The following is a 20,058-nucleotide window of genomic DNA, read 5'->3' as shown; positions in this document are numbered from 1 at the left end:
AGGAAGGAGATGTTATGGTGCTGACCAGAAAACAGCGGGAAAGACTGCGTATGAAATTTGGTGGCCGCTGTGCTTACTGTGGCTGTGTGCTACCGGAGAAGGGCTGGCATGCCGACCACGTTCAGGCAGTGCTCCGCAAATCAGAGCGGTGCATGAAGGCGGCAGAGAAAGGCATTTTCAGACTGAAAACTACCGGTGAAGTGTTCAGACCAGAAGCTGATTGTCCGGAAAACATCTTCCCGTCCTGTGCGCCGTGCAATTTGCTGAAAACGACATATTCGCTGGAGATGTTCAGAAAACAGGTCTCCCTGCAGGTTGAGCGGGGGCGCCGGAGCAGCGTTAACTTCCGGACAGCAGAGCGTTTTGGGCTGATTAGTGTGGTGAATAAACCGGTTGTTTTCTGGTTTGAGCAATACGAGGGGGAGAATAAATGAAACGTATGTTACCTCTGTTTCTGCTTCTGGCCGCCGGCCAGTCACAGGCAGACAGTAACAGTGATTATCGTGCGGGTTCAGATTTTGCCCATCAGATCAAAGGCCAGGGCACCGGCAGTATCCGGAATTTTAATCCGCAGGAGAGTATACCCGGCTATAACGCGAATCCGGATGAAACGAAATATTACGGTGGCGTGACCGCCGGCGGTGACAGTGGGCTGAAGAATGACGGCACGACGCAGTGGGCCACAGGCGAAACCGGTAAAACCATTACAGAATCGTTCATGAACAAGCCCAAAGATATTCTGTCACCGGATGCGCCGTTTATTGAAAAAGGAAGGGATGTGGTGAACCGTGCCGACAGTATTGTGGGAAATACCGGGCAGCAGTGCAGCGCGCAGGAGATTAACCGCAGCGAATTCACGAATTATACCTGTGAACGCGACACCACTGTGGAGGAATACTGTACCCGGACGGCCACCATCACCGGCGACTGGAGAGAGACATCAGAGGTCAGAACCTACACCCTCACAGCCTTTAGTTTCAGCCGTTCCGGTAAGCAGATCGTTTTCAGCGTGACCGTGCCGGAAGCAGGTACGATAAGCAGCGCCAGCCTGAATGTGACCACACAGAATTATCTGTGGAATTCCCGTGCCGGCTTTATGAATACCACCTTCAACATGACGTGGGGCAGTACCATTACACTGGGTGGCACGACGGGAATAATGCTGAGCAAAGGCCAGATTCTGAGCGGGACAAGCTGCAGCGGGAACGGTAGCTGTACCGGGTCGGTGGATGACCGCATTTTTAACGAGCTGACCAGCGGGAGGACGACGTTCACGCTGACACTGGTGATGCAGGTTAAGGACCGGGTGTGGATACCGCGGGTGGAGTGGGTGGAAAGCTGCCCGTTCAACAAGGTGGATGGTGTTCTGAAAGATACCGAATGTACCGAACCCGGGGGAACGAAAACCGGGGTGATGGAAGGAAAACCCTGGAGCATCACACAGTCGTGCTGGGCATACCGGGATAAATATGTCACCCAGTCGGCAGATAACGGCACCTGCCAGGCGTATGTCGATAATCCGGCCTGTACCCTCGCGGCCCGGCAGTGCGCGTTTTACTCCGGTGAAGGGACCTGCCTGCATGAATACGCCACGTACTCCTGTGAGTCGAAAATCGCCGGAAAGGTCATGATTTGTGGCGGGGATGTATTCTGCCTCGATGGGGAATGCGATAAGGCGCAGAGCGGAAAGAGCAATGATTTTGGCGAGGCGGTATCGCAACTGGCGGCGCTGGCGGCGGCAGGTAAAGATGTCGCGGCCCTGAACGGTATTGACGTCCGTGCATTCACCGGACAGGCGAAATTCTGTAAGAAGGCCGCAGCCGGGTACAGCAACTGCTGTAAGGACAGTGGCTGGGGGCAGGATATCGGTCTGGCTAAATGCAGTAGTGACGAAAAAGCTCTGGCCAAAGCAAAAACGAACAAACTGACGGTCAGTGTCGGGGAGTTCTGTTCGAAAAAGGTACTGGGTGTCTGTCTGGAGAAGAAACGCAGCTACTGCCAGTTTGATTCGAAGCTGGCGCAGATAGTCCAGCAGCAGGGGCGCAACGGCCAGCTGCATATCAGCTTCGGCAGTTCAAAACATCCTGACTGCCGTGGGATCACCGTGGACGAACTACAGCAGATTAAATTCGACCAGCTGGACTTCACGAACTTCTACGAAGACCTGATGAATAACCAGAAAATCCCGGACAGTGGCGCGCTGACGGAGAAGGTGAAAGAACAAATTGCAGACCAACTCAGGCAGGCCGGGAAATAAGGACAGTCAGATGAAGATAATGTCTTTTCTGGTTCGGGTGGTGGTGACGCTTATTGTGATATCCCCGGCGGTGTACTGGTCATGGGATACGGTAAGCACAACCACAGCGGACGATATCATGCTGGCGGTGCTCATTATTGCCGCTTACTGTCTGATGTTCACGCTGCTGTTCTGTTTCGTGAATGTACTGACGAAACTACTGCAGCATGATAATGAATCCAGTTGAAGGGGGGTATGATGCGAAAAATACAGGCCGTATGGGTGGCAGCGTTACTCTGTGGCTCCCTGACGGCATACGGAAAAGATGCCGGATGGCAGTGGTATAACGACCCGGTAAAATTACCTGACCCAAAAACGACGGATAAATCCGCTCAGGTTCGTCAGGAGCCTGACATTATGCAGAAATTATCTGCGCTGCAGACCGCAACAAAGCGGGCGCTTTATGAAGCCATTCTGTATCCCGGTGTGGATAATTTTGTGAAATATTTCCGGCTGCAGAATTACTGGACGCAGCAGGCGGGGCTTTTCAGCATGAGCGCCAAAAAAGCCATGCTGGCGCATCCTGAACTGGACTATAACCTGCAGTACAGCCACTACAACGGCACGGTACGTAACCAGCTGGCCGCAGACCAGGCTCAGCAACGGCAGGCCATATCAAAGCTGGCTGAACACTACGGTATCATGTTCTTTTACCGCGGGCAGGACCCCATTGACGGCCAGCTGGCGCAGGTGATTAATGGCTTTCGCGCCACTTACGGTCTGAGCGTTATCCCGGTGACCGTGGACGGGGTGATTAACCCGATGCTGCCGGATACGCGTCCTGACCAGGGGCAGGCGCAGCGTCTTGGTGTGAAATATTTCCCGGCCATGATGCTGGTAGACCCGAAACAGGGCAGTGTCCGTCCGTTGTCATACGGGTTTATTACGCAGGACGACCTGGCAAAACAGTTCCTGAATGTGTCAGAAGATTTTAAGCCGAATTTCTGAAGTAATATCAGGGGATGGTATTACTGTCACTCGTTCGTAGGTAAATAATGCAGATGAAGCGGCTGTCTTTATGCCCTTTATTTTTAATTCAGATAAATAACCCTCACTGTTAAATAGTTTATTCATGGCGGCGTTTTTTAGCTGATGAATATTCTGTTCTCTGATAATAAATCAGGTATCGCATATATTAAATAACAATGGAGTGACTCCACTGTGCGTAAATATAAATTATCGCTTCCTTTACCGGATATTACGGGAGTATGGGTTTTCTCCCTGGGCGTCTGGTTTCACATTGTCGGGCGGCTGGTTTACCGCAAACCCTGGATGGCTTTTTTTCTGGCGGAACTGATTGCCATCATTCTGGTGTTGTCCGGCGCTTACCGGGTGCTGGATGCCTGGATAGCCCGCGTCAGCCGGGAAGAGCGTGCGTTACTGGAGGCCCGTCAGGCTGCCATTCTGGCTGCTGAAAAAGAAGAAAAGGGGGATAAATCACATGTCTCTCAATAAGGCTTTGCTGTTCCTGTTGCTTCTGGTGGGGACGGGGGTTAATGCCTCCACGCGGGAAGAGATTGAACGGCTGTATAACCCGCACGGGATGGCCGCACCGTCCGGGCAAAAGCAGCCAGCAGATACGCAGGGCGTGCAGAAGGTAACGCCGGCGCCCCGCTGGTTTCGTCTCAGCAACGGTAAAACGGTTAACCTCGCCGGCTGGAAAGTGGTGTTGTTCATGCAAAGAAGCTGCCCCTGGTGCCACCAGTTTGACCCGGTACTGAAGCAGGTGGCACAGCAGTATGGATTTTCGGTATTCCCTTACACCCTGGACGGACAGGGGGATGCCGCGTTTCCGGAGGCGCTGCCGGCACCGCCGGAAGTGATGCAGACCTTCTTCCCCAATATTCCCGTCGCCACCCCGACAACATTTCTGGTTAACGTGAACACACTTGAAGCATTGCCTCTTTTGCAGGGGGCCACCGACGCCGCCGGTTTTATGGCCCGGATGGATACCGTTCTGCAGATGTACGGAGAAAAACATGCAGGGTAAAACGCGAATTAAACCGCTTTTCATATTATGTACGGCGCTGATGACCGTCGCACCCGCCGTCTCTGCCGATGTGAACAGCGACATGAACCAGTTCTTCAATAAGCTGGGTTTTGCTTCCAATACCACACAGCCCTCCGTCTGGCAGGGACAGGCGGCAGGATATGCCTCCGGCGGCTCTTTATATGCCCGGACACAGGTAAAAAATGTCCAGCTGGTCTCCATGACCCTGCCGGATATCAATGCCGGTTGCGGGGGCATCGATGCCTATCTCGGCTCATTCAGTTTCATTAACGGCGAGCAGCTGCAGCGTTTTGTGAAGCAGATTATGAGTAACTCCGCAGGGTACTTTTTTGACCTTGCGCTGCAGACGACGGTGCCGGAAATCAAAACGGCAAAGGATTTTCTGCAGAAAATGGCCAGCGATATTAACAGTATGAACCTCAGTTCCTGCCAGGCGGCGCAGGGGATTGTCGGGGGGCTTTTCCCAAAAACACAGGTCTCCCAGCAGAAGGTCTGCCAGGACATTGCCGGTGAGAGCAATATTTTTGCCGACTGGGCGGCGTCCCGGCAGGGATGTACTGTGGGCGGGCAATCCGACAGCGTCAGGGATAAAGCCAGTGACAAGGATAAGGAGCGGGTGACCAAAAATATCAACATCATGTGGAATGCTTTGTCCAAAAACAGGATGTTTGACGGCAACAAGGAGCTGAAAGAGTTCGTGATGACGCTGACCGGTTCACTGGTTTTTGGACCCAACGGCGAAATCACGCCCCTGCCTGCCAGAACCACCGACCGGGATATTATCCGGGCATTAATGGAAGGCGGAACGGCGAAGATATACCACTGCAATGATTCGGATAAATGCCTGAAGGTGGTGGCCGACACGCCGGTGACCATCAGTCGCGACAATGCGCTCAAATCACAGATTACGAAGCTGCTGACCAGTATTCAGAACAAGGCGGTCAGCGACACTCCCCTGGATAATAAGGAAAAAGGTTTTATCTCCAGCACCACCATCCCGGTTTTCAAATACCTGGTTGACCCGCAGATGCTCGGCGTGTCAACCAGCATGATTTATCAGCTGACGGATTATATCGGGTACGACATCCTGCTGCAGTATATCCAGGAGCTGATCCAGCAGGCCAGGGCGATGGTGGCCACAGGAAATTATGACGAGGCGGTTATCGAACATATCACCGACAACATGAATGACGCGACCCGGCAGATAGCGTCCTTCCAGGCGCAGGTCCAGGTGCAGCAGGATGCGCTGCTGGTTGTCGACCGTCAGATGAGCTACATGCGCCAGCAGCTGTCAGCCCGCATGCTCAGCCGTTACCAGAACAACTATCATTTTGGCGGAGGTGCGCAGTGAACGAGGTTTATGTCATTGCCGGCGGAGAATGGCTGAGTAATAACCTGAACGCCATTGCGGCCTTCATGAGCAGCCGGACGTGGGACTCCATTGAGAAAATTGCGCTGACCCTGTCCGTTCTCGCGGTGGCCGTTATGTGGGTACAGCGACATAACGTGATGGATCTGCTGGGCTGGGTGGCGGTGTTTGTGCTGATATTACTTCTGGTGACCATACGGACATCGGTACAGATAATTGATAACAGCGACCTGGTGAGGGTTTACCGGGTGGATAATGTGCCGGTCGGACTGGCCCTTCCCCTTTCGCTGACAACCCGGATCGGGCATGCGATGGTGGCCAGCTATGAGATGATTTTTGCCCAGCCTGACAGCGTCACCTACAGCAAGACAGGTATGCTGTTCGGGGCGGGACTGGTGACGAAAAGTACCGACTTTCTGTCACGCAATCCGGAAATTACCGGCCTTTTCCAGGACTATGTTCAGAACTGTGTGATGGGCGATATTTACCTCAATCACAAATATTCCCTGGAAGAACTGATGGAGTCCGGCGATCCCTATACGCTGATTTTTTCAAATCCCAGTCCATTACGGGGTGTCTTTGACAAAAATAATCATTTTCTCACCTGTAAGGATGCGTCCGTAACGCTGAAAGACAAGCTGAATCTTGATACAAAGACAGGAGGCAGGACCTGGCATTATTATGTACAACAGTTATTTGGTGGACGTCCGGACCCGAACCTGCTGTTCAGTACGATGCTCGGGGACAGTTACAGCTATTTCTACGGCTCCAGCCAGTCAGCCAGCCAGATTATCCGCCAGAACGTCACGATTAACGCCTTAAGGGATGGAATAACCAGTTATGCCGCCCGGAGTGGTGATACGGCCAGCCTGATGAACCTGGCTACCACATCTTCAATGGAAAAACAGCGTCTGGCGCATGCCAGCATCGGGCAGGTGGCGATGCGTACCCTGCCAATGACACAGACCATTCTGCTGGGGATAGCCATCGGGATTTTCCCGTTGCTGGTTCTGGCCGCTGTCTTTAATAAACTGACGCTGTCAGTGCTGAAAGGGTATGTGTTTGCCCTGATGTGGCTGCAGAGCTGGCCGTTGCTGTATGCCATTCTGAACAGCGCCATGACCTTTTATGCCAGGCAGAACGGTGTACCGGTGGTATTGTCTGAAATGTCACAGATACAGCTGAAATACTCCGATCTGGCCACGACAGCAGGGTATATCTCGATGATGATCCCGCCGTTGTCGTGGGCGATGGTGAAAGGGCTCGGGGCGGGTTTCTCCGGGGTGTACAGCCATTTTGCCTCTTCGGCGATCAGCCCGACAGCCAGTGCGGCCGCCGGCGTGGTGGACGGCAATTATTCCTACGGCAATATGCAGACGGAGAACGTCAACGGTTTCAGCTGGAGTACCAACAGTACGACGTCATTTGGCCAGATGACTTACCAGACCGGTAGCGGAGCAACCGCCACGCAGACCCGGGACGGCAATATGGTCATGGATGCCAGCGGCGCGCAGTCCAGACTGCCGGTGAATATCAACGCGACCCGGCAGATAGCGGCGGCACAGCAGGAGATGGCGCGGGAAGCCAGCACGCAGGCAGAAAGCGCCCTGCATGGTTTCAGCAGCAGTATCGCCAGCGCCTGGAATACGCTCAGTCAGTTCGGGACGAACCGGGGCAGCAGCGACTCAGTGACCAGTGGTGCTGACAGCACCATGAGCGCGCAGGATTCCATGATGGCCAGCCGGATGCGCAGCGCAGTGGAAAGCTATGCGAAGGCACATAATATCAGCAATGAGCAGGCTACTCAGGAGTTGGCTTCGAGGAGCACCAGAACATCGGCGGGTATTTATGGCGATGCACATGCAGAGTGGGGCATAAGGCCCAAGATATTGGGGGTTGGTGGTGGAGCTGGTGTTAAAGCCGGTGGTCGTGCTGGTATTGATTGGAGCGATGATGATACGCATCAGGCCAGCAGTAGTTCACGATCCAGCCAAGATGTTCGTCATGGTGTTGATGCCAAAGCCACGCAGGATTTTAAGGAGGCCAGCGATTACTTCACGAGCCGTAAGGTCAGTGAGTCCGGAAGCCATACGGACAATAATGCTGCTTCTCGTGTGGATCATTTGTCTGCAGCCCTGAACTCAGCGAAACAGAGTTATGACCAGTACACCACGAACCTGACCCGCAGCCATGAGTATGCTGAGATGGCGTCCCGTACAGAAAGCATGAGTGGGCAGATGAGCGAAGATTTGTCACAGCAGTTTGTGAATTTTGTGCAAAAGCATGCGCCACAGGATGCAGAAAATATTCTGACAAATACCAGTTCGCCGGAGGTGGCAGAACGACGTCGGGCAATGGCCTGGGCCTTTGTTCAGGAGCAGGTCCAGCCTGGTGTGGATAATGCCTGGGGCGAAGCCCGTGGTGATATTGGCAGTGGTATGAGCACAGTATCCGGTGGTGGTGATAAACAGGATGTGATAGCCGATCATCAGGCCCATCAGGCAATGGTGGAACAACGGACGCGGGACAGTAATATCAGTAATGATGTAAAAAACCAGGTTGATAATATGGTCACAGACTATCATTCCGATATAAACGATACTTATGGAAATATCCAGGGTGAGGAAAAGACTATTGACCAGCAGTATTCTGGCCTGCAAAAACAGTATAAAACAGAAGCACTATCCCAGAATAATAAATATAATGAAGAAAAGGCTGCACAGGAAAGGATGCCTGGCGCGGACAGTCCTGAGGAACTGATGAAGAGGGCAAAAGAGTATCAGGATAAACACAAACAGTAAGGCGATATCCGGGAGGTGGGAATGAAAAATTTAGCTCAGATTGTTCTGATGACAGTGGTACAGTTTATTGCCTGTTATCTAGCTGAGTGGGGAGTCGCTGAAACAGGGATTATCCTGTTATTTGTTCTGCTGTGGCAGGGGCTGTTTATCTGGTTGTTTATTCAAATTCGTAAAAAAATAACATATCTGATGAGTTCAAGTTTAGTAAAGGAATTTGGTATGTAATTATGCCCGTATGCTCATTACTCTCGCCATTATTAAGTTTAATGATTTTTATCGGTGGGGCATTATATGAATTAAGACGAGTAAGTGGTTGTATAAGCATAAAAGAGTGGATGAAATGTCAGCTTGATGACCAATATGATGAAGATAGGAGTCTGGATTTTGAATCTGTTGAGTATCGTCAAACTACTTACTACAACCCCTCAACTGGATATCCTGTGCATGGAGGAGTTGATTCGGCTGGTAATACTTTTGGGGCTCGCTGGCAGGATAATAATGACAGGTAATAAGAAAACTATGGTTGGTAAATAAAGGTAATTGGATGAAAATGAAAAAAATAATGATGGTTACACTGGTCAGTTCCACTCTGGCCCTGTCAGGGTGTGGTGCGATGAGCACAGCAATCAAAAAGCGTAATCTTGAAGTGAAAACCCAGATGAGCCAGACCATCTGGCTTGACCCGTCCAGTGAACGGACGGTGTATCTGCAGGTGAAAAACACCTCCGATAAGGATATGAGTGACCTGCAGAGCCTGATTGCAAAAGATATTCAGGCAAAAGGGTATACTGTGGTTACCTCACCAGACAAAGCATACTACTGGATTCAGGCCAACGTGCTGAAGGCCGACAAGATGGATTTGCGTGAGTCCCAGGGATGGCTGAACCGTGGTTATGAAGGTGCGCTCTCCGGGGCAGCGCTCGGGGCCGGTATCACAGCGTATAACTCTAACTCAGCAGGTGCCACGCTGGGGGTAGGGCTTGCTGCTGGACTGGCGGGTATGGCTGCCGATGCACTGGTTGAGGATGTCAACTACACCATGATTACGGATGTGCAGATTGCCGAACGTACCAAAGCGACGGTCACAACCGATAATGTGGCCGCCCTCCGCCAGGGAACCTCGGGTGCCAAAATCCAGACCAGCACCGAAACCGGTAATCAGCATAAATACCAGACCCGTGTGGTATCGAATGCCAACAAGGTTAACCTGAAGTTTGAAGAGGCGAAGCCTGTTCTGGAAGAACAACTGGCCAAATCAATTGCAAATATTCTTTAATCATCTTCAGGAGGCCGGTCTGACTGGCCTCCTGACTGACGCCTCGCTTTGCTCGTTGTCCAGGGCCGGAAAGAAATAAATTTCATTTCTCTCCGGCGTTTCCGAAATAAATATGAAAACACTGAGCGGTTGTGCAAATTCTTTGTGCGGCCGTGAAGTGTTGCCGCGAAGCGGGAATAATAAGGATACGGAATGCCATTATCAGAACTTCTTTGTCACATGACTAACGGCAATCCGTTTTCCTGGCTGTTTGCTGTACTGGTAGCCTGTGCTGCTGTTCTTTATTTTCTGAAAAAACGAAAGTAACGGCTGGTCATTTATTCAAATTAATTCCCCGTCCGGACTGATAATCTTTCTTTGGAATAACATCTATGAGCTTTAATGCGAAGGATATGACCCAGGGCGGTCAGATTGCGTCCATGCGTATTCGCATGTTCAGCCAGATCGCCAACATTATATTTTACTGCCTGTTTATTTTCTTCTGGATACTCGTCGGCCTGGTGTTATGGGTGAAACTCAGCTGGCAGACGTTTGTGAATGGGTGTATCTACTGGTGGTGTACCACGCTTGAAGGAATGCGGGATTTAATTAAATCCCAGCCTGTCTATGAGATCCGGTATTACGGCCAGACGTTCCGGATGAACGCCGCCCAGGTTCTGCAGGACAAATACACGGTCTGGTGTGGGGAACAACTGTGGTCGGCCTTTGTTCTGGCCGCCTGTGTGGCGCTGGTTATCTGCCTGATTACATTTTTTATGGCCACATGGATTCTGGGCCGTCAGGGAAAACAGCAGAGTGAGGATGATGTTACCGGAGGACGCCAGCTTACCGACAATCCGAAAGACGTTGCCAGGATGCTGAAAAAAGACGGAAAAGCGTCCGATATCCTGATTGGCGATTTGCCAATCATTAAGGATTCAGAGATTCAGAACTTTTTGCTCCACGGGACAGTCAGTACCGGTAAGTCTGAAATCATACGCCGGCTGGCTAACTATGCCCGTCAGCGCGGCGACATGGTGGTGATGTACGATCGTTCCTGTGAGTTTGTCAAAAGCTACTACGACCCGTCCATCGATAAAATTCTCAACCCCTGTGACGCTCGGTGTGCCGCATGGGATTTATGGCGGGAATGCCTCACCCTGCCGGATTTTGATAATGCGGCGAATACCCTGATCCCGATGGGCACGAAGGAAGATCCGTTCTGGCAGGGTTCCGGACGAACCATTTTTGCTGAAGCGGCATACCTGATGCGTAATGACAGCGATCGCAGCTACAGCAAGCTGGTTGACACTCTGCTCTCAATCAGGATTGAAAAACTGCGAACCTACCTGCGTGATTCCCCGGCGGCCAACCTGGTGGAAGAAAAAATCGAGAAGACGGCCATTTCCATCCGGGCTGTGCTGACCAACTACGTAAAAGCCGTCCGCTATCTTCAGGGAATCGAGCGTAACGGTGAACCGTTCACCATCCGTGACTGGATGCGCGGCGTCCGGGAGGATCAAAAAAACGGCTGGCTGTTTATTTCTTCAAACGCTGACACACATTCTTCCCTGAAGCCGGTGATTTCCATGTGGCTGTCCATTGCCATCCGGGGCCTGCTGGCGATGGGAGAGAACCGTAACCGTCGGGTGTGGTTCTTCTGTGATGAGTTGCCCACGCTGCACAAGCTGCCCGACCTCGTGGAAATTGTCCCGGAAGCCCGTAAATTCGGGGGCTGCTATGTCTTTGGTATTCAGTCCAGTACACAGATGGAGGATATCTATGGTGAGAAAGCGGCGGCAACCCTGCTGGATGTGATGAACACAAGGGCCTTCTTCCGCTCACCCAGTTATAAAATTGCCGACTATGTCGCACATGAGATTGGTGAAAAAGAGATCCTGAAAGCCAGTGAGCAGTATTCCTATGGTGCCGATCCCGTTCGTGACGGGGTGTCGACCGGTAAAGAGATGGAGCGTGTCACACTGGTCAGCTACTCCGATATTCAGTCACTGCCCGACCTGACCTGTTATGTCACGCTGCCCGGACCCTATCCGGCAGTGAAGCTGGCCCTGAAATACCAGGAACGTCCCAAAGTGGCGCCGGAGTTTATTCCCCGGGAAATGAATCCGGAGGCGGAAGCCCGTCTGAGCGCCGTTCTGGCTGCAAGGGAAGCCGAGGGACGTCAGATGTCCAGCCTGTTTGAACCGGATACAGAAGCGGTTGCGCCGACAGCAGCAGAAGCGCAGGCTGAACAGCCGCAACAGCCGCAACAGCCGCAACAGCCACAGCCCACGGTTGTCAGCGATAAAAAATCAGCAGCGGCGGGTACCGCCGTGAATACGCCTGCAGGCGGTGTCGGACAGGAACTGAAAATGAAGCCGGAAGACGAAGAGCAGCCACTGCCCCCCGGGATTAATGCGTCCGGTGAGGTGGTGGACATGGCGGCGTATGAGCGCTGGCGGCAGGAGCAGGAGGTGAATACTCAGCAGCAGATGCAACGGCGGGAGGAGGTGAATATCAACGTTCACCGTGGGCACGGAAATGATGAACCGGAGCCGGGAGATGATTTCTGATGGCGGTATCAGCTCCAGTCCTCAGTTCTCAGTCCACCCACACGTTCAAACTCCCGGGTGTTGTTCGTGACAACAATCAGTCCCCGGCTGCGTGCGTGACCGGCAATCATCTGATCGAATGGCCCGACAGGGCGTCCCTGACGGGCAAGCTCTGCCCTGATCTGCCCCGTATGGGTGGCGGCCGGCGTGTCATAATCCAGAACATCAAGTCGGGAAACAAACCCCTCTATCACAGCGAGATTTCTTTCGGGCATCTGGCTTTTTTCGGCACCGTAAATCAGCTCCATCAGGGTGACCGAGCTGATACACATTCTCCCCTGGTTCAGGTTAAAACGCTCCCTGACGCTGGCAGGTTTGTTTTTTATCGTGAAAATGCAGATGTTAGTATCCAGCATAAACTTCAGCATCAGAATGATTCCCATTCCTGCACAGAGGGTTGTTCCCGGTTATCCATAAAATCGGCGCTGACGTTGTTCCCGTCGAACCATTCATCCCACGATTCTCCGGCCGGCGTGATGATCCGGGTTCGCCCGACAGCGATAACTTCCACACGTTTTACATGTTCCGGCAATGCCACTGCTTTTGGCAGTCTGACCGCCTGGCTTCGGTTACTGAGAAATACGCTGGTTTCCATCATGTGCCTCCTTACAGGGATATGTCTTACGTATATCCATTATGGTTTTTTTGATGGGATATGTCAAAGGGATATACATTTATGATGAGCATTGCACAGGTCCGGTCAGCGGGGAGTGCCGCCGGTTATTACAGCGACAGGGATAACTACTACGTGCTGGGCAGTCTGGAGGAACGCTGGGCCGGAAAAGGCGCGGAGCAGCTGGGGCTGCAGGGCGCCGTCGATAAGGAGGTGTTCACCCGGGTACTGGAAGGCAGACTGCCCGACGGGGCTGATCTGAGCCGGCAGCAGGACGGCGGCAACAAACACCGCCCCGGCTATGATCTGACCTTCTCTGCCCCCAAAAGTGTTTCCCTGATGGCCATGCTGGCAGGCGATAAACGCCTGACTGAGGCACACAACAAGGCGGTGGATATCGCTGTCCGTCAGGTGGAAGCGCTGGCCTCCACCAGGGCGATGACGGACGGGCAGTCAGAAACGGTGCTCACCGGTAATCTGGTGATGGCGCTGTTCAACCATGACACCAGTCGTGACCAGGAGCCGCAGCTGCATACCCATGCCGTGGTGGCCAACGTCACGCAGCATGACGGGGAATGGAAGACCCTGAGCAGCGATAAGGTGGGAAAAACGGGATTTATCGAGAATGTCTATGCTAACCAGATAGCCTTCGGGAAGATTTACCGCGCGGTGCTGAAAGAGAAGGTTGAAGCGCTGGGCTATGAAACGGAAGTGGTCGGTAAGCACGGTATGTGGGAGATGCCCGGTGTCCCGGTGGAGGCCTTTTCCAGTCGTTCGCAGACTATACGGGAAGCAGTAGGTGATGACGCGTCGCTGAAATCCCGGGATGTGGCGGCGCTGGATACGCGTAAATCCAAACAGCATGTCGATCCGGAAGTGAAAATGGCTGAGTGGATGCAGACCCTGAAAGATACCGGGTTTGATATCAGCGCATACCGTGAGGCTGCGGACAGGAGGGCGGAAATACAGGCAGCGCAGCCTGTTCCGTCACAGGAGCAGCCGGATATTCAGCAGGCGGTGACGCAGGCCATTGCCGGGTTAAGCGACCGGAAGGTTCAGTTTACGTATACCGACGTGCTGGCCAGAACGGTCGGGATGCTGCCGCCGGAAGCCGGCGTGATTGAGAAGGCCCGGGCCGGGATTGATGAAGCCATCAGCCGCGAACAGCTTATCCCCCTCGACCGGGAGAAAGGACTGTTCACCTCAGGTATTCATGTGCTCGATGAGCTGTCTGTCCGGGCACTCAGCAGCGATATCATGAAGCAGAACCGGGTGACCGTCCATCCGGAGAAGAGCGTGCCCCGCACGGGAAGTTACAGCGACGCGGTGAGTGTCCTGGCCCGGGACCGCCCGTCACTGGCCATTATCAGTGGTCAGGGCGGTGCTGCCGGTCAGCGGGAGCGGGTGGCAGAACTTACGATGATGGCCCGGGAGCAGGGGCGTGAGGTGCAGATTATTGCCGCCGACCGCCGTTCGCAGACAAACCTGAAGCAGGATGAACGTCTGTCCGGTGAGCTGATAACCGGGCGTCGTCAGTTGCAGGAGGGCATGTCATTTTCCCCGGGCAGTACCGTTATTGTCGACCAGGGCGAAAAGCTGTCCCTGAAGGAGACTCTGACCCTGCTGGATGGCGCGGCGCGTCATAACGTCCAGGTACTCATTACCGACAGCGGTCAGCGCACCGGTACCGGCAGCGCGCTGATGGCCATGAAGGAGGCCGGCGTGAACAGTTACCGCTGGCAGGGCGGGCAGCAGACCCCGGCGACCATTATCAGCGAGCCGGACCGGAATGTCCGCTATGCCCGGCTGGCTGGGGATTTTGTGGCCGCGGTGAAAGCCGGGGAAGAGAGCGTGGCGCAGGTCAGCGGCGTGCGTGAGCAGGCCATACTGGCGGGGATGATACGCAGTGAGCTGAAGACGCAGGAGATACTCGGGCAGCAGGACACCATGATGACCGTCCTGTCGCCGGTCTGGCTGGACAGCCGGAACCGTTACCTGCGCGACATGTACCGTGAAGGGATGGTGATGGAGCAGTGGAACCCGGAGAAACGGTCCCATGACCGGTATGTGATTGACCGGGTGACCGCACAAAGTCACAGTCTGACCCTGCGGGATGCGCAGGGAGAGACGCAGATGGTGCGGATTTCAGCCCTGGACAGCAGCTGGTCACTCTTCCGGCCGGAGAAGATACCGGTGGCAGACGGCGAGCGTCTTATGGTGACGGGAAAAATTCCCGGGCTTCGCGTCTCCGGCGGCGACCGGCTGCAGGTATCAGCGGTGAACGATGGCATGATGACGGTCATCGCTCCGGGACGGGCTGAGCCGGCTTCCCTGCCGGTGGGGGATTCCCCGTTCACGGCGCTGAAGCTGGAAAACGGCTGGGTGGAAACACCCGGACATTCCGTCAGTGACAGTGCGAAAGTTTTTGCCTCCGTCACACAGATGGCGATGGACAACGCCACCCTGAACGCTCTGGCCCGCAGCGGCCGGGATGTCCGGCTGTATTCCTCACTGGATGAGACCCGCACTGCTGAAAAACTCTCCCGTCACCCGTCTTTTACAGTCGTTTCTGAGCAGATAAAGGCGCGTGCCGGTGAGGTATCGCTGGAAACCGCCATCAGCCGCCAGAAAACCGGGCTTCACATGCCGGCACAGCAGGCCATTCATCTGGCCATTCCTGTGGTGGAAAGTAAAAACCTGGCATTCAGCCAGGTGGACCTGCTGACGGAGGCGAAATCATTTGCTGCAGAGGGAACCGGTTTTGCTGACCTGGGACGGGAAATTGATGCTCAGATAAAACGGGGCGATTTACTGCATGTGGATGTGGCAAAAGGTTATGGCACAGACCTGCTGGTTTCCCGTGCGTCGTATGAGGCTGAAAAGAGCATTCTGCGCCATATTCTCGAAGGCAAGGAAGCGGTCACGCCGCTGATGACGAAGGTGCCGGGCGAACTCATGGAGACGCTGACATCAGGGCAGCGCGCCGCCACCCGCATGATACTCGAAACGTCCGATCGTTTCACCGTGGTACAGGGGTATGCCGGTGTGGGGAAAACCACCCAGTTCCGGGCGGTGATGTCTGCCGTGAACATGCTACCGGAGAGTGAGTGTCCCCGTGTCGTGGGGCTTGGCCCCACGCACCGTGCGGTCGGGGAGATGCGCAGTGCCGGCGTGGAAGCACAGACGCTGGCGTCCTTTCTGCATGACACGAAGCTGCAGCAGCGCAGCGGAGAAATGCCGGATTTCAGCAACACGCTGTTCCTTCTCGATGAGAGTTCGATGGTGGGCAACACCGATATGGCGCGGGCATACGCCCTGATTGCGGCCGGTGGTGGTCGTGCCGTGGCGAGTGGTGACACGGACCAGCTGCAGGCCATCGCACCCGGCCAGCCTTTCCGTCTGCAGCAGACGCGCAGCGCGGCTGATGTGGCCATCATGAAGGAGATTGTGCGCCAGACGCCGGAACTGCGGGACGCCGTGTACAGCCTGATTAACCGGGATGTGAATAAGGCACTGTCCGGGCTTGAAAGCGTGAAGCCGGTTCTGGTTCCCCGCCTGAAGGGGGCATGGGCGCCGGAAAACTCGGTGACGGAGTTCAGCCGTCTGCAGGAGCGGGAGCTGGAGAAAGCCGCACAGGAGGCGGAGAAAAAGGGCGAAGCCTTTCCGGATGTGCCCGTGACGCTGTATGAGGCCATTGTCCGCGACTATACCGGCAGAACGCCGGACGCCCGGGAGCAGACGCTGATTGTCACGCATCTGAATGAGGATCGTCGGGTGCTGAACAGTATGATTCAGGATGCACTGGCGAAACCGAGTGAGCAGCAGGTCACTGTCCCTGTACTTACCACCGCGAATATCCGTGACGGGGAGCTGCGCCGTCTGTCCACCTGGGAGAATCATCAGGGCGCGCTTGCCCTGGTGGATAATGTGTATCACCGGATTGCCGGTATCAGTAAGGAGGACGGGCTGATAACCCTGCAGGATGCCGACGGCAACACGCGCCTGATTTCCCCCCGGGAAGCAGCGGCAGAGGGCGTCACACTGTACAATCCGGAAACTATCCGGGTGGGGGCCGGTGACCGGATGCGTTTCACGAAGAGTGACAGGGAACGCGGGTATGTGGCCAACAGCGTCTGGACTGTGACGGCGGTTTCCGGTGACAGCGTCACGCTGTCAGACGGGAAACAGACCCGCGTGGTGCGGCCCGGGCAGGACAGGGCAGAGCAGCATATTGACCTGGCGTATGCCATCACCGCCCACGGTGCGCAGGGGGCCAGTGAGACGTTTGCCATTGCGCTGGAGGGAACCGAAGGGGGCCGGAAACAGATGGCCGGTTTTGAGTCGGCGTATGTGGCGCTGTCGCGTATGAAGCAGCATGTGCAGGTGTACACCGACGACCGTCAGGGCTGGGTTAAGGCCATCAACAGTGCGGAGCAAAAGGGCACGGCCCATGACGTGCTGGAGCCTAAATCAGAGCGTGAGATGATGAACGCAGAGCGCCTGTTCAGCACCGCCCGGGAACTGCGGGACGTGGCCGCCGGCCGTGCCGTGCTGCGCAACGCCGGACTGGCGCAGGGAGACAGCCGGGCGCGTTTTATTGCACCGGGGCGCAAGTATCCGCAGCCGTATGTGGCGCTGCCGGCGTTTGACCGTAACGGTAAATCCGCCGGTATCTGGCTGAACCCGCTGACAACGGATGACGGTGCCGGGCTGCGGGGATTCACCGGGGAAGGTCGGGTGAAAGGCAGTGAAGAGGCGCAGTTTGTGGCCCTGCAGGGCAGTCGTAACGGCGAAAGCCTGCTGGCTGGTAGCATGCAGGATGGCGTCCGGATTGCCCGGGATAACCCCGACAGCGGCGTGGTGGTGCGAATTGCCGGTGACGGGCGTCCATGGAATCCCGTCGCCATTACCGGCGGCAGGGTGTGGAGCGATATTCCTGACAGTAACGTGCAGCCCGGCGCGGGGAACGGGGAGCCGGTCACGGCAGAGATTCTGGCACAGCGGCAGGCAGAAGAGGCAGTCCGCCGTGAAACAGAACGCCGTGCGGATGAGATTGTCCGTAAAATGGCTGAGGACAAATCTGACCTGCCGGAGGAGAAAACCGCGCAGGCGGTCAGGGAGATTGCCGGCCAGGAGCAGGACAGAATGACCCCGCCTGAACGGGAACCCCCGCTGCCGGAGAGTGTGCTGCGCGAACCACAAAGGGAGCGGGAGACCATCCGGGAAGTGGCGCGGGAAAACCGGGGCCGGGAGCGGCTGCAGCAGATGGAGCAGGAGATGGTGCGTGACCTGCAGAAAGAGAAAACCCCGGGCGGGGACTGATACGGGAAGATAAACCACGATGACGATGGATAACGCCACACGTAACGATTCGCGGGCAGTCCGGGTGGATACCCGGCTGCAGCGACTGCTGGCCTGGTCGCCGGGACAGAGAGATCTCATCAAAACCGTGGCGCTGCTGCTGATGGTGGCTGACCATATTAACCGTATCCTGCACCTGAACCAAGAGTGGCTGTTTCTGGCCGGGCGCGGGGCGTTTCCGCTGTTTGCCCTGGTGTGGGGGCTGAACCTGTCCCGGCATACGCATATCCGCCAGTCTGCGATTAACCGGCTGTGGGGATGGGCGGTTATCGCGCAGTCCGGATATTTTCTGGCGGGATTTCCGTGGTATGAAGGGAATATTCTGTTTGCCTTTGCGGTGACCGCGCAGGCGCTGAAGTGGTGTGAGCAGCGCTGCCTGTTTCACTCTGCGGCCGCGCTGTTACTGCTGACGGCGTGGATACCCCTGTCCGGAACCAGCTACGGCGTTGCCGGCGTGCTGGTGCTGGTCATCTGTTACCGGCTGTACCGGACCACAGATACTGAAGAACATCTGGCGCTTGCGGCCTGCCTGGTGGTGGCCGTCCCCGCGCTGAATCTGGTCACCAGTGATGCCGCGGCGGTGGCAGGACTTCTGGTGACCGGGCTGACGGTATGGCTTGTTTCGCTGACAGGCAAATCACGGCCCCGGTTCTGGCCGGCTGATTTTTTCCCGGTATTCTACACCTGCCATCTGGCTGCCCTGGGCGTTCTGGCGATGTGACGGGTGTGGTATCTTTGGCGGTATGAGCAGGATTTGGCAGGGGCAGCATACAGCATGACTGAGCAGAAACGACCGGTACTGACACTGAAACGGAAAACGAATGGGGAAGCGCCGGCCCGCAGCCGCAAAACCATTATTAACGTCACCACGCCCCCGAAGTGGAAGGTGAAGAAACAGCAGCTGGCTGACAGGGCTGTCCGGGAAGCGTCACTGACAGAAAAAAAAGCCCGGGCAAGAAAAGATCTGTCCATCTACCTGCGATTTCAGTCAGTGGAGGAAGCGGTCAGCACGCTGAAACCCTGGTGGCCGGGGCTGTTTGACGGCGACACGCCCCGTCTTTTCGCCTGTGGCGTGCGTGAGGCGCTGTTTGAGGACGCCTCCAGGCGTGGTATCCCGCTGTCACACAAAAAGATAATCCGTGCGCTGAAAGCGATTGCCCGTTCTGAAGCATATCTCAGCGCGATGAAAGCCGGGGCCTGCCGATATGACACGGAAGGGTATGTGACGGAGCATATTACCGTGGAGGAAGAACAGTACGCGCTGGCGCGACTGGCAAAGGTTCGGGCGCAGAACGCCAGAAAAGCGGAACTCCGCGCGGTGCTGGCGCAGACGGTCTGAACCGGAGAAGCCCAGTATAATGAGTGAACGGATGAAACAGAAAGACCGTCTGTACGGCGTGGCACCGGCCTTACCCCGATGCTGCAGGCTGTGAAGCTAGGCCGCAGGTCCGCTATGTGTTTAAGTACTGGCCCACATTTGTACAGCAGTGGGAAAACTCGCTGAAAGCCGCACAGAAGGGGCTGGAAATCTGGAAATCAGCGAGGGCGGATGCCTGGCTTGCGTATCACAACGGTATTTTTGCCACCAGTCATTATGAAGGCGCGCTCACCAGTGAAGATATCAGTAGTGCTGCGGCCGCCGCCCTGAAAGGGCATAAAATCAGGGGTGGAAACGTGAACACGAAAAGCATACTGGATGGCAGTAACCGACTGGCACATACGCTTGCGCTGCAGGGCTAG

The 20,058-nt window shown here is 55.2% G+C and carries 16 protein-coding genes and 1 pseudogene; 15 read left to right on the top strand and 2 right to left on the bottom strand.

The genetic code is table 11. The features are described 5' to 3' along the window. Positions 1–14: 14 nt before the first annotated feature. The 11 genes and pseudogenes from ACFK9X_RS23350 to traD all read left to right on the top strand — a co-directional run bounded on the left by ACFK9X_RS23350 (position 15) and on the right by traD (position 12,305). Positions 15–434, top strand: coding sequence for an HNH endonuclease (locus ACFK9X_RS23350; protein ID WP_161126800.1), 420 nt, complete (start codon positions 15–17; stop codon positions 432–434). Then, complete coding sequence (gene traN / locus ACFK9X_RS23345; protein WP_161126801.1) at positions 431–2,257, top strand: type-F conjugative transfer system mating-pair stabilization protein TraN; 1,827 nt, start codon at positions 431–433, stop codon at positions 2,255–2,257. The genes ACFK9X_RS23350 and traN overlap by 4 nt, the downstream gene beginning before the upstream one ends. A gap of 10 nt (positions 2,258–2,267) precedes the next feature. After that, a complete protein-coding gene (trbE, locus tag ACFK9X_RS23340; RefSeq protein WP_161126802.1) occupies positions 2,268–2,483 on the top strand; it encodes a conjugal transfer protein TrbE in 216 nt (71 codons plus the stop codon). An 11-nt stretch (positions 2,484–2,494) separates the two neighbouring features. Further along, positions 2,495–3,244: a type-F conjugative transfer system pilin assembly protein TraF gene (gene traF / locus ACFK9X_RS23335; RefSeq protein WP_044127374.1), complete on the top strand. Its 750-nt coding sequence runs from the start codon at positions 2,495–2,497 to the stop codon at positions 3,242–3,244. A gap of 213 nt (positions 3,245–3,457) precedes the next feature. Beyond that, positions 3,458–3,751 carry a type-F conjugative transfer system pilin chaperone TraQ gene (traQ, locus tag ACFK9X_RS23330; protein WP_001233881.1) on the top strand — a complete coding sequence of 98 codons (294 nt, stop codon included), beginning with the start codon at positions 3,458–3,460 and terminating at the stop codon, positions 3,749–3,751. Then, on the top strand, positions 3,738–4,286 hold the full coding sequence (trbB, locus tag ACFK9X_RS23325) for a type-F conjugative transfer system pilin assembly thiol-disulfide isomerase TrbB (protein ID WP_044127378.1): 549 nt from the start codon (positions 3,738–3,740) through the stop codon (positions 4,284–4,286). Before traQ ends, trbB begins: the two co-directional genes overlap by 14 nt. Further along, positions 4,276–5,658: a conjugal transfer pilus assembly protein TraH gene (gene traH / locus ACFK9X_RS23320; RefSeq protein ID WP_161126803.1), complete on the top strand. Its 1,383-nt coding sequence runs from the start codon at positions 4,276–4,278 to the stop codon at positions 5,656–5,658. Before trbB ends, traH begins: the two co-directional genes overlap by 11 nt. Further along, entirely contained in the window at positions 5,655–8,477 is a 2,823-nt protein-coding gene (traG, locus tag ACFK9X_RS23315) for a conjugal transfer mating-pair stabilization protein TraG (protein WP_161126804.1), read from the top strand. The genes traH and traG overlap by 4 nt, the downstream gene beginning before the upstream one ends. Positions 8,478–8,492: 15 nt before the next feature. Further along, positions 8,493–8,986, top strand: a pseudogene (locus ACFK9X_RS23310) (entry exclusion protein). 35 nt (positions 8,987–9,021) lie between these two features. Next, positions 9,022–9,753, top strand: coding sequence for a conjugal transfer complement resistance protein TraT (traT, locus tag ACFK9X_RS23305; protein WP_058215169.1), 732 nt, complete (start codon positions 9,022–9,024; stop codon positions 9,751–9,753). A 371-nt stretch (positions 9,754–10,124) separates the two neighbouring features. Beyond that, a complete protein-coding gene (gene traD / locus ACFK9X_RS23300; protein WP_329542401.1) occupies positions 10,125–12,305 on the top strand; it encodes a type IV conjugative transfer system coupling protein TraD in 2,181 nt (726 codons plus the stop codon). An 8-nt stretch (positions 12,306–12,313) separates the two neighbouring features. Here the strand turns inward: traD and ACFK9X_RS23295 are convergent, their stop codons facing one another. Further along, positions 12,314–12,712 (bottom strand): type II toxin-antitoxin system VapC family toxin, encoded by a 399-nt coding sequence (locus ACFK9X_RS23295; protein WP_000911322.1) that lies wholly within the window; start codon positions 12,710–12,712, stop codon positions 12,314–12,316. Next, positions 12,712–12,939 (bottom strand): toxin-antitoxin system antitoxin VapB, encoded by a 228-nt coding sequence (vapB, locus tag ACFK9X_RS23290; RefSeq protein WP_202441328.1) that lies wholly within the window; start codon positions 12,937–12,939, stop codon positions 12,712–12,714. The genes ACFK9X_RS23295 and vapB overlap by 1 nt, the downstream gene beginning before the upstream one ends. 81 nt (positions 12,940–13,020) lie before the next feature. Between vapB and traI the strand changes: the two genes are divergently transcribed. From traI to ACFK9X_RS23270, 4 genes are all read left to right on the top strand, one after another. Next, positions 13,021–18,279: a conjugative transfer relaxase/helicase TraI gene (gene traI, locus ACFK9X_RS23285; protein ID WP_161126807.1), complete on the top strand. Its 5,259-nt coding sequence runs from the start codon at positions 13,021–13,023 to the stop codon at positions 18,277–18,279. A gap of 19 nt (positions 18,280–18,298) precedes the next feature. Then, a complete protein-coding gene (traX, locus tag ACFK9X_RS23280; protein WP_000177631.1) occupies positions 18,299–19,039 on the top strand; it encodes a conjugal transfer pilus acetylase TraX in 741 nt (246 codons plus the stop codon). A gap of 54 nt (positions 19,040–19,093) precedes the next feature. Continuing rightward, positions 19,094–19,657, top strand: coding sequence for a fertility inhibition protein FinO (locus ACFK9X_RS23275; RefSeq protein ID WP_161126808.1), 564 nt, complete (start codon positions 19,094–19,096; stop codon positions 19,655–19,657). 116 nt (positions 19,658–19,773) lie between these two features. Continuing rightward, a complete protein-coding gene (locus ACFK9X_RS23270) occupies positions 19,774–20,058 on the top strand; it encodes a hypothetical protein (protein WP_000477658.1) in 285 nt (94 codons plus the stop codon).

The sequence above is a fragment of the Salmonella sp. WC3 genome, assembly GCF_042932255.1.
Lineage (GTDB): Bacteria > Pseudomonadota > Gammaproteobacteria > Enterobacterales > Enterobacteriaceae > Salmonella > Salmonella enterica.
Note: the sequence above shows the minus strand (reverse complement) of the source record. Positions and strands in the feature narration are given on the sequence as shown.